Annotated in this window: 9 protein-coding genes; 6 read left to right on the top strand and 3 right to left on the bottom strand. The window is 72.0% G+C overall.

Features of this window, described 5'->3' with window-relative positions:
- The coding region (locus IE263_RS47830) for an S-(hydroxymethyl)mycothiol dehydrogenase (protein ID WP_189944431.1) at nt 1-840 on the top strand (840 nt) is incomplete at its 5' end.
- 36 nt (nt 841-876) lie between these two features.
- Here IE263_RS47830 and IE263_RS47825 read toward each other — a convergent pair.
- Entirely contained in the window at nt 877-1,188 is a 312-nt protein-coding gene (locus IE263_RS47825; protein ID WP_189944430.1) for a hypothetical protein, read from the bottom strand.
- A gap of 193 nt (nt 1,189-1,381) precedes the next feature.
- Here IE263_RS47825 and IE263_RS47820 point away from each other — a divergent pair, with 193 nt between their 5' ends.
- The 5 genes from IE263_RS47820 to IE263_RS47800 all read left to right on the top strand — a co-directional run bounded on the left by IE263_RS47820 (nt 1,382) and on the right by IE263_RS47800 (nt 6,391).
- Nucleotides 1,382-2,074: a nucleotidyltransferase domain-containing protein gene (locus tag IE263_RS47820; protein ID WP_189944429.1), complete on the top strand. Its 693-nt coding sequence runs from the start codon at nt 1,382-1,384 to the stop codon at nt 2,072-2,074.
- Nucleotides 2,071-2,367: a BON domain-containing protein gene (locus IE263_RS47815; RefSeq protein ID WP_189944428.1), complete on the top strand. Its 297-nt coding sequence runs from the start codon at nt 2,071-2,073 to the stop codon at nt 2,365-2,367. Before IE263_RS47820 ends, IE263_RS47815 begins: the two co-directional genes overlap by 4 nt.
- On the top strand, nt 2,364-3,092 hold the full coding sequence (locus IE263_RS47810; protein WP_189944427.1) for a metallophosphoesterase family protein: 729 nt from the start codon (nt 2,364-2,366) through the stop codon (nt 3,090-3,092). The genes IE263_RS47815 and IE263_RS47810 overlap by 4 nt, the downstream gene beginning before the upstream one ends.
- A gap of 284 nt (nt 3,093-3,376) precedes the next feature.
- Complete coding sequence (gene lgoX, locus IE263_RS47805; protein WP_189944426.1) at nt 3,377-5,371, top strand: L-glutamate oxidase LgoX; 1,995 nt, start codon at nt 3,377-3,379, stop codon at nt 5,369-5,371.
- Between the two features lie 81 nt (nt 5,372-5,452).
- Nucleotides 5,453-6,391 carry an epimerase gene (locus IE263_RS47800; protein ID WP_189944425.1) on the top strand — a complete coding sequence of 313 codons (939 nt, stop codon included), beginning with the start codon at nt 5,453-5,455 and terminating at the stop codon, nt 6,389-6,391.
- A 134-nt stretch (nt 6,392-6,525) separates the two neighbouring features.
- On the opposite strand, the gene IE263_RS47795 is transcribed toward IE263_RS47800, so the two are convergent.
- Both IE263_RS47795 and IE263_RS47790 read right to left on the bottom strand, forming a co-directional pair.
- Nucleotides 6,526-7,242 (bottom strand): alpha/beta fold hydrolase, encoded by a 717-nt coding sequence (locus IE263_RS47795; protein ID WP_189944424.1) that lies wholly within the window; start codon nt 7,240-7,242, stop codon nt 6,526-6,528.
- 20 nt (nt 7,243-7,262) lie between these two features.
- Nucleotides 7,263-7,879, bottom strand: a 617-nt coding sequence (locus tag IE263_RS47790) for an alpha/beta hydrolase (protein ID WP_189944423.1), incomplete at its 5' end; no start/stop codon positions are given.

Here is a 7,879-nt window from a genome sequence, read left to right as displayed (position 1 = left end):
GACTTCGTGATCCTGAACTGGCGGGCGGTGTGCGGGCAGTGCCGGGCCTGTCTGCGGGGACGGCCCTGGTACTGCTTCGACACGCACAACGCCCGGCAGAAGATGACCCTGACCGACGGCACGGAGCTGTCGCCGGCCCTGGGGATCGGCGCGTTCGCGGAGAAGACGCTGGTGGCGGCCGGGCAGTGCACCAAGGTCGATGCGTCGGTGTCGGCGGCGGTGGCCGGGCTGCTGGGCTGTGGCGTGATGGCGGGTATCGGGGCGGCGATCAACACCGGGAATGTGGGCCGGGGTGACACCGTCGCGGTCATCGGCTGTGGTGGTGTCGGTGACGCGGCGGTCGCGGGGTCGCGCCTGGCGGGCGCGGCGAAGATCATCGCCGTGGACATCGACGACCGCAAGCTCGCGACGGCCCGTGCGATGGGCGCCACCCACACCGTCAACTCCAAGGAGACCGACCCGGTGGCGGCGATCCGGGAGCTGACCGGCGGTTTCGGCGCGGACGTGGTGATCGAGGCGGTGGGCCGCCCGGAGACGTACCGGCAGGCCTTCTACGCCCGCGACCTGGCCGGCACGGTCGTCCTGGTCGGTGTGCCCACGCCCGAGATGAAGCTGGAGCTGCCGCTGCTGGACGTGTTCGGGCGTGGCGGGGCGCTGAAGTCGTCCTGGTACGGCGACTGTCTGCCCTCCCGGGACTTCCCCATGCTGATCGACCTGCATCTGCAAGGCCGCCTGGATCTGGAGGCGTTCGTGACCGAGACCATCCAACTCGACGAGGTGGAGAAGGCGTTCGAGCGGATGCACCACGGTGACGTGCTGCGCTCGGTGGTGGTGCTGTGACGAGAGAGGGCCGGAGCCGCTCGCGGCCCTCGCGCCTCAGATGCTGTGCCCCTGTCCCGTCAGCCAGCGGTGGACGGTCTCCTTGTCCGCCGGAGTGATCCGGACCGGGCCCTCCACGTGAGGGCCCTCGTCCTCGTTGAAGCCCGTGTCGGTGACCCGGGCGGTGACCCAGTGGGCCAGGTCCTGGGCGGACCGGTCCGGCAGGGAGCCCCGCTCCCATCCGGTACGGGCCTCCCGGGCCGCGGCCCGGTCGTGTCGTTCGGTCTCCTCCAGCCATGCCGCGACGAGCCGCTCGACGGTCCGGCGCTCCTCGGACGGGGCCTGCTGCTGCTTGTCCTTGCTGTTCATGAGGACCGGGTGCCCCGAACCAGGGCGACGGCGACGTGGGCCGGGGGAGGCCGACGCCCGCGCATTCCTCCGCCGGCTCGGTGTCTAAGCCGTCGCGTCCGGGTACTCGGGGAGCTCGCCGTCACGGTCCCGCTGAGACGGTCCGCCGGATGCGGACCGGACGACGGGGCCGACCAGGAAGAAGGGGGCAGTGATGACGCAGCACGCGGACGACGACACGCTCGACCAGCAGGCGGGGGTCGCGGAGCTGCGTCTGGCCACGGGTGATCCCGGCCTCGTCCCGCAGAACGACGTGCTCGCCGAGGATCTGCCCCTCGATCGCAATCAGGCGATCCTGCAGGCCACGAAGCAGGTCGGCTCGATCCTGAAGCGGAAGGGCCACCGGTTCGCCCTCGCGGGCAGCGTCGCCGTGTACGCCCACGGCGGCACCCAGAACCTCCAGCACGACGTCGACTTCTGCTTCCGGCCGCAGGACGCGGACGCCGTCGCCGAGACCCTGCGGGAGGCCGGGCTGCCGGTGTACACGCCGCCGGAGGACTGGCTGCTGAAGTCGAACTGCCTCGGTCAGCAGGTGGACCTCATCTTCGAGCTGGCGCACCAGCCGGTGACGACGGAGCTGCTGGAGCGGGCGCAGGAGCTGTCGGTGGAATCGGTCTTCATGCCGGTGCTGTCGCCGACCGACCTGGTGCACAGCCTGATGGCCGCCTTCTCCGAGCACCACTGCGACTTCGGGGCGGTGCTGCCGATCGCCCGTACGCTGCGGGAGAAGGTCGACTGGGAGACGGTGCGCGGCGCCTGTGGGCACGAGCCGATGCCCGACGCCTTCTTCTACTTCCTGGAACGGCTGGAGGTCATCCCCCCGAGGCCGAAGGAGGAACAGCGATGAGGCCCCTCGCGGACCACGCGGGCGGAGGCGGGCAGGCAGGCCCTGCCGCCGAGAACGTCGAGTACCGCGTCGCCCACCTGCACGACCGGCTCGCCGCGGAGGAGCTCGGTGAGCTGGGCGTACGGGCGGAGATGCGGGCCGGGGCGGTCGTGGTGACCGGTACGGTGCCCTCCGCGCAGTGCCGGGAGACGGTGCTGCGGACCGTCCGCGAGGAACTGGCCGGGCTCGCCGTGCACACCGACGTCCTGGTGGCGGAGAACGCCTCCCCCGACCATGCGGAGGACCTGCCATGATCCGTGTCGCCGCCGTCGGGGACATCCACATGGGGCCGGACAGCCAGGGTCTGCTGCGGCCCGCCTTCGACACCCTGCCCGACTGTGCCGACCTGCTGCTCCTGGCGGGCGACCTCACCCGTCACGGCACGCAGGAGGAGGCGCGGGTCGTGGCGCAGGAGGTACGGGGGCTGCCGGTGCCGGTCGTGGCGGTGCTGGGCAACCACGACCATCACGACGAGCAGCCCGAGAAGGTCACCGCCATCCTCCAGGACGCGGACGTGACGGTCCTGGAGGGCGAGGGGACGATCGTCGAGTGCGACGGGACGCGCGTCGGCATCGCCGGGACGAAGGGCTTCTGCGGCGGGTTCGTGGGGCGCAGCGCCGGGGAGTTCGGCGAGCCGCTGATGAAGGAGTTCGTCCGCTACACCCGCCGCAGCGCCGACGGTCTGCGCACGGCGCTGGAGGAGCTGGGCCGGCAGGGCTGCGACGTACGGGTCGCCCTCACCCACTTCTCGCCGGTCGCCGACACCCTCGCGGGTGAGCCGCCGGAGATCTACCCGTTCCTCGGCAGCTATCTGCTGGCCGAGGCGATCGACACGGCCGGCGCCGACCTGTCCGTCCACGGCCACGCCCACATGGGCACGGAACACGGGATGACCGCCGGCGGTGTCCGGGTCCGCAACGTGGCGCAACCGGTCATCCGGCGGGCGTTCAACGTGTACCAGCTGCACACCGCCGTCTGACGGGCCCGCGGGCCGCCGCCGTAGGAACACACTGCCGCCGCCTGACGGGACTCCCGGGAAAGCCGCTGTACAAACGCGCCGCCCACGAACTGCCGGGACTCCGCGCGAACACCGCCGCATAAACGCGCTGCTGCCGCCTTTCGGTTGCGCGAGAAGCATCCGGTTGCGCGCCCGGCGTCCCGGGGCACGGGCGGTGCCGGGCTCACGCCGTCGCGCTTACACGTTCAGGTGGTGATCACCCCGGAGTTCTCCACCGGCCGGCCGCTCGCCCGTATCCAGGGCACATGGACCATTCCCATGCCTCTGTCGACCCTCGTTCCCTCTCCCGCCGGCGGTTCACGGCCGCGGCCGGTACGGCCGGTGCCGCGGCCCTCGCCGGGTCCCCGGCCCCGGCGACGGCGTTACCGCAGGCTCCCTGCCCGCCGCGGTCCACCGCCGACTGGGCCACGTGCCTGGCGGTCGCCCGGGCCCTGCTGGTGGTCGACGAACACGACCGGCCGCTCGTGCCCGGATACCAGAAGATCCTCGGCTCCGGCCTGCCCCGCGCCGGGACGAAGACCGCGAAGAAGGTGCTGGTGGTGGGCGCCGGGCCCGCCGGACTGGTGGCCGCCTGGCTGCTGAAGCGGGCCGGTCACCAGGTCACGCTCGTGGAGGCCAACGGCAACCGCGTCGGCGGCCGGATCAAGACGTTCCGCACCGGTGGGCACGAGCACGCTGCCCAGGCGTTCGCCGATGCGCGCCAGTACGCGGAGGCGGGGGCCATGCGGATCCCCGGCAGCCACCCGCTGGTGATGAGCCTGATCGACCAACTCGGCGTCAAGCGGCGCCGGTTCCACCTCGTCGACGTCGACGCCCAGGGCAAACCCGTCAACAACGCCTGGCTCCACGTCAACGGCGTCCGCGTGCGCCGCTCCGCGTACGCGAAGTCGCCCCGCAGGGTCAACCGGTCGTTCGGGGTGCCACGCAAGTACTGGGACACCCCCTCCTCGGCCATCCTGCGCCAGGCCCTGGACCCCGTCCGTGACGAGTTCAGCACCGTCGGCTCCGACGGCAAACGCGTCGACAAGCCGATGCCGGAGCGGGTGCGGGGCTGGGCCCGGGTCGTGCAGAAGTACGGGGACTGGTCGATGTACCGGTTCCTGACCGAGGAGGCCGGCTTCGACGAGCGCACCATCGATCTCGTCGGCACGCTGGAGAACCTCACCTCCCGGCTGCCGCTCTCCTTCATCCACAGCTTCATCAGCCAGTCGCTGATCAGCCCGGACACCGCGTTCTGGGAGCTGGTCGGCGGTACGGCCACCCTGCCGGACGCTTTGCTGCGGGAAGTCTCCGACGTGCTGCGGCTGGACCGGCGCGCGACCCGCATCGAGTACTGGGCGCCGGACCGGCACGTCACCGACGGCACCCCGCACGTGCGCACCGACGGGCCGCACGTGTGGATCGAGACCGTGTCCGAGGGCCGCGACGGCAAGGTGGTGCGCGAGCAGTTCACGGGGGACGTCGCGATCGTGACCGTGCCGTTCTCCGGGCTGCGCCAGGTGCAGATCAGCCCGCTGATGTCGTACCGGAAACGGCGGGCCGTCGCCGAGCTGCACTACGACAGCGCCACCAAGGTGCTCCTGGAGTTCAGCCGGCGCTGGTGGGAGTTCACGGAGGCCGACTGGAAGCGCGAACTCGGCGCCGTGCGGCCGGGGCTGTACGAGGACTACCGGAGCGGCAGGGCTCCGGCCGACGGGACCCTGCTGGGCGCGCACCCGTCCGTGCCGCCGGGGCACATCAGCGCGGCGCAGCGGGTGCACTACGCCGCCAACCGCTGGGCGGCCCGCGACCAGCCCGAGGCGGCGCACATCGTCGGCGGGGGCTCGATCTCCGACAACTCCAACCGTTTCATGATCAACCCGTCCCACCGGGTCGACGGCAGCGAGGGCGGTGTCGTCCTCGCCTCGTACAGCTGGGCCGACGACGCCTCCCGCTGGGACTCCCTCGACGACGACGCGCGCTACCCGCACGCCCTGCGCGGTCTGCAGCAGGTGTACGGCCAGCGCGTCGAGGTGTTCTACACGGGCGCCGGTCGCACCCAGAGCTGGCTGCGCGACCCGTACGCCTACGGCGAGGCGTCCGTGCTGCTCCCCGGCCAGCACACGGAACTGCTGGCGGCGATCCGGAGCCCCGAGGGCCCCTTGTACTTCGCGGGCGACCACACCTCGGTCAAGCCCTCGTGGATCGAAGGGGCGGTGGAGTCCGCGGTCCGGGCGGCGCTGGAGGTGCACGGCTCATGAGGCGGCAGGAGCCGAAGGAGCTTTTGAACACGTTCAAATAGGGAGTAGGCTCCCCTTCACACGAGGGAGGGGAGCCTCTTCATGAAGATCGTCATACCCGGGGGGACCGGGCAGGTGGGGACGGTCCTGCGGCGGGCGCTCACCGCGGCCGGACACGAGGTCGTGGTCCTGAGCAGGCGGCCGGCGGGGCGCGGCGAAGTCGGCTGGGACGGCAGGTCCCTGGGTCCCTGGGCCGAGGAGGTCGACGGCAGTGACGTGGTGGTCAACCTGGCGGGCCGCAGCGTCAGTTGCCGCTACACGCCGGTCAACCTGAAGGCCATGATGGACTCGCGGGTGGAGTCGGCCAGGGTCGTGGGCGAGGCGATCGCGGGCGCGGCGCGGCCGCCGAAGGTCTGGCTGCAGATGAGCACCGCCACGATCTACGCCCACCGCTTCGACGCCCCCAACGACGAGGACACCGGGGTGCTGGGCGGCGCGGAAACCGACGTCCCGGACTACTGGGCCTACAGCGTCCGCATCGCCGAGAACTGGGAACGGGAGCTGGAGAAGGCCGACACCCCGAAGACCCGCAAGGTGGCCCTGCGCTCCGCGATGGTCATGAGCCCGGACCGGGGCGGCGTCTTCGACGTCCTGTCCAAGCTGACCCGGCTCGGTCTCGGCGGTCCGGTCGCGGGCGGCGCCCAGTACGTGTCCTGGATCCACGACCACGACTTCGTCCGCGCGGTCGAGTTCCTCACCGACCGGGACGACATCGACGGCCCGGTCAACCTCGCCGCTCCCACCCCCCTGCCCCACCGCACCTTCATGCGCGCCCTGCGCACCGCCTGGGGCGTCCCGGTAGGCCTGCCGGCAACGAGATGGATGGCCGAACTGGGCGCCTTCGCCCTCCGCTCGGACACCGAACTCCTGTTCAAAAGCCGCCGCGTCACCCCCGGCCGCCTCCTCGCCCGGGGCTTCACCTTCACCCACCCTGACTGGGCGGGGTCGGCCGAAGACCTCGTACGACGGGCACGGGGCTGACGGGGCGGGCTGCGACGGGACAGCCTGGCGGCTACCGACCGCCACCTGTCGGTTCGCAACCGGGTCGAAGCAGGTGCCGCGCGGACGCGATACGGGGGAACGCGTCCGCGCGGCGGTCCGTGAGGGGCGGGCGGTCAGCTCGTCGCGCGGACCGCGTCGCGGATCAGATCCGCGACCTCCTTCGGCTGGGAGACGGCGACGGCGTGCGAGGCGCCCTCGAGCTCGACGATCGTCGACCCGGCCCGCTTGGCGCCGAAGCGCTGGACCTCGGGGTTGATCGCCTCGTCCGCGGCGGCCACGAGCACCCAGGAGGGCTTGGTCTTCCAGGCGGCCGCGGCCGCGGTCTCCTCGAACGCGGCGGCGGCCAGCGGCCGCTGCGCCGCCGCGAGCACCTTGGTGACGTCGGCCGGGACGTCTGCCGCGAACACGGAGGGGAAGGCGTCCTGGGCGATGGTGACCTCGACGGCCGGCTCGCCGCCCGGCACCGGGTACGTCCACTCCTTGAGGTTGCTGACCAGCGGGGCGAGCGGGAAGCGCCCCTGCAGCGCGCCGAGGCTCTCGCCCTCCTCCGGGACGTACGCCGCGACGTAGACGAGGCCGACGACGTTCTCGGTGGTGCCGGCGACGCTGATGAGGGCGCCGCCGTAGGAGTGGCCGACGAGGACGACGGGGCCGTCGATCTGGGCGGCGACGGAGGCGATGTAGGCGGCGTCGGCGGCGAGGCCGCGCAGCGGGTTGGGCGGGGCGATCACCGGGATGCCGTGACCCTGGAGTTCGGCGATGACGCCGGACCAGCTGCCGGCGTCGGCGAACGCGCCGTGGACGAGGAGGACGGTGGGCGTGGTGCTCATGTCTGGATCTCTCTTCGGGGTCAGGCGGAGTGCAGGGCAGTGCGCAGGGTGCCGACGGCGAGGGTGATGGCGGCTTCGGCGGCGTGGGTGGAGCGCAGGGCGTTGAGCATCACGAAGTCGTGGATGATGCCCTGGAAGCGGACGGCGGTGACGGGGACGCCGGCTTCGCGCAGCTTGTTGGCGTACGCCTCGCCCTCGTCGCGCAGGACGTCGGCCTCACCGGTGATGACCAGGGCCGGGGGCAGGCCGGTGAGCTGCTCGGTGGTGGCGCGCAGCGGGGACGCGGTGATCTGGGCGCGCTCGGTCTCGTCGGTCGTGTACTGGTCCCAGAACCACTGCATGCCGTCCCGGCGCAGGAAGTAGCCGGTGGCGAACTGGTGGTAGGACGGCGTGTCGAAGTTCGCGTCGGTCACCGGGTAGAACAGCACCTGCTGCACCAGCGGGATGCCGCCGCGCTGCTTGGCCATCAGCGTCAGCGCGGCCGTCATGTTGCCGCCGACGGAGTCACCGGCCACCGCGAGCCGCGAGCCGTCCAGGTTCTTGGACGCGCCCTGGTCGACGATCCACCGGGCAACGGTGTAGTTCTGCTCGATGGCGACCGGGTAGCGGGCCTCGGGTGAGAGGTCGTACTCGGGGA

The organism is Streptomyces aurantiogriseus, assembly GCF_014649375.1.
GTDB classification, from domain to species: Bacteria; Actinomycetota; Actinomycetes; order Streptomycetales; family Streptomycetaceae; genus Streptomyces; species Streptomyces aurantiogriseus.
The sequence above is the reverse complement of the archived record's forward strand: the minus strand, read 5'-3'. Positions and strand labels throughout refer to the sequence as shown.

Excerpts from the sequence above, each read along its gene's own strand:
- IE263_RS47825 (WP_189944430.1), bottom strand. The coding sequence starts at position 1,188 with ATGAACAGCAAGGACAAGCAGCAGCAGGCCCCGTCCGAGGAGCGCCGG.
- IE263_RS47820 (WP_189944429.1), top strand. The coding sequence starts at position 1,382 with ATGACGCAGCACGCGGACGACGACACGCTCGACCAGCAGGCGGGGGTC.
- IE263_RS47815 (WP_189944428.1), top strand. The coding sequence starts at position 2,071 with ATGAGGCCCCTCGCGGACCACGCGGGCGGAGGCGGGCAGGCAGGCCCT.
- IE263_RS47810 (WP_189944427.1), top strand. The coding sequence starts at position 2,364 with ATGATCCGTGTCGCCGCCGTCGGGGACATCCACATGGGGCCGGACAGC.
- lgoX (WP_189944426.1), top strand. The coding sequence starts at position 3,377 with ATGGACCATTCCCATGCCTCTGTCGACCCTCGTTCCCTCTCCCGCCGG.
- IE263_RS47800 (WP_189944425.1), top strand. The coding sequence starts at position 5,453 with ATGAAGATCGTCATACCCGGGGGGACCGGGCAGGTGGGGACGGTCCTG.
- IE263_RS47795 (WP_189944424.1), bottom strand. The coding sequence starts at position 7,242 with ATGAGCACCACGCCCACCGTCCTCCTCGTCCACGGCGCGTTCGCCGAC.